Origin of the sequence: Streptomyces sp. NPDC047974 (genome assembly GCF_040653375.1) — a bacterium.
Taxonomy (GTDB): domain Bacteria; phylum Actinomycetota; class Actinomycetes; order Streptomycetales; family Streptomycetaceae; genus Streptomyces.
On sequence record NZ_JBEZNU010000121.1, the window covers coordinates 1 to 1,224 of the forward strand.

General features: G+C 56.5%; 2 protein-coding genes. Both read right to left on the minus strand.

Annotated features, from left to right (window positions below; genetic code table 11):
• Positions 1-162 precede the first annotated feature (162 nt).
• On the minus strand, positions 163-285 hold the full coding sequence (locus tag AB0E19_RS38800; protein ID WP_255313069.1) for a hypothetical protein: 123 nt from the start codon (positions 283-285) through the stop codon (positions 163-165).
• A gap of 270 nt (positions 286-555) precedes the next feature.
• Positions 556-1,086: a hypothetical protein gene (locus AB0E19_RS38805; protein WP_049419277.1), complete on the minus strand. Its 531-nt coding sequence runs from the start codon at positions 1,084-1,086 to the stop codon at positions 556-558.
• Positions 1,087-1,224 lie beyond the last annotated feature (138 nt).

Here is a 1,224-nt window from a genome sequence, read left to right on the forward strand (position 1 = left end):
GTCGTGTTGGGGTTCCATCCCCTTTGCATACCGTCTTTTTCGGTTTTGGCAATCAGCAAGCGATCTTGAGGATGAAAGCCGCGCCAACCAAAACCCCGGTTTGTAGGAAAAGCGAAACGGTGTGCAGATCCATCTGCTCCAAATCCCCCCTCAACCAGGCCATCAAGCCAGCAACCCTGCCACGTTGGCGGCCACGTAGCTCACCACCGAAAACGAAAGCAAGGTGATCAGCAGGTTCCCCACGTTGTCCACGGCGAACTCGTAAGCATCGGCAAAAATATACATAAGGGCCTCCCCCGGTTGTGTTTGACTGATTACAGTCAACCACATCCCATAAAACTGGCAACCCTAAAAATCTCGATTGATCGACACTTTTGATGTTTAGTCAAACCTTTTTTTCTCTCTTCCCCAGATGATCAACCCCCACCCCGCTTCTTGCTTTGAGCCGCTTTTTCCGTTTGCTTTTATGGGTAGATCGATCCACTCACAAACAAGGGAACGTGCCCAACAAAAAGGGCCCCGAAGGGCCCTGGATGCGACACGGGGAATGGACCGTCATTGACGGTAGATGTTCTTCTGGACTTGGGCCTCGTGCTTGTCCCAGTCGAAGCCCGCCTCATAGCGCTTCATGAAGTCCGCTTCCTTCTTCGCGCTGGCGGCGTAGTGCGCGTAGCCCAACTTACCAGGCCCCATGGTTTGCTGCCGCTGGGCCGCAGTCAGCATGGGGATGTTTTCCCCCAAGGATTGCCCTCCGTCCTTCTGCTGGCGCTTCTGTCGCCATTCGTCCACGGTGCTGAACACCACTTGGGCGTGCTTGTCTTTGGGCGCGTCTTCAGCGCGCTGCTGCACCTGTGCGTGCAACCGCTCACGCGCGTCGGTGATCTCGTCGGGCTTGGCTTGCTTGGCCCAGTCCAACACGGCTTGTTGCTTCTCCTGGATATCGGCCTGGTCCTTCGCCAGCGACTGGTCGAAGGCTGCTTTCTTCTGCGGTTGGTGGTCGTTTGGACGCTCTCCGGCCAGCTTGGCTCGCCGTTTATCGCGAGCGCCCAGCAGGTCGTTCAAGGCATCGAGGTGGGCATTGCTCATAAAGTCCTCCTTCAAGGAAATGGGTGGTTAGGTCAGCATTGATCGATTTTGGGAAAGGGCAAGGGTTGCCTTGCCCTTTTTGGGCTCAGTCGTTGGGCATCATCTCGGCCAAGTCCGTGCGGCTCACGCCTGCCCGGC

Coding starts and splice junctions, on each gene's coding strand:
- AB0E19_RS38805 (WP_049419277.1), bottom strand. CDS start 1,086: ATGAGCAATGCCCACCTCGATGCCTTGAACGACCTGCTGGGCGCTCGC.
- AB0E19_RS38800 (WP_255313069.1), bottom strand. CDS start 285: ATGTATATTTTTGCCGATGCTTACGAGTTCGCCGTGGACAACGTGGGG.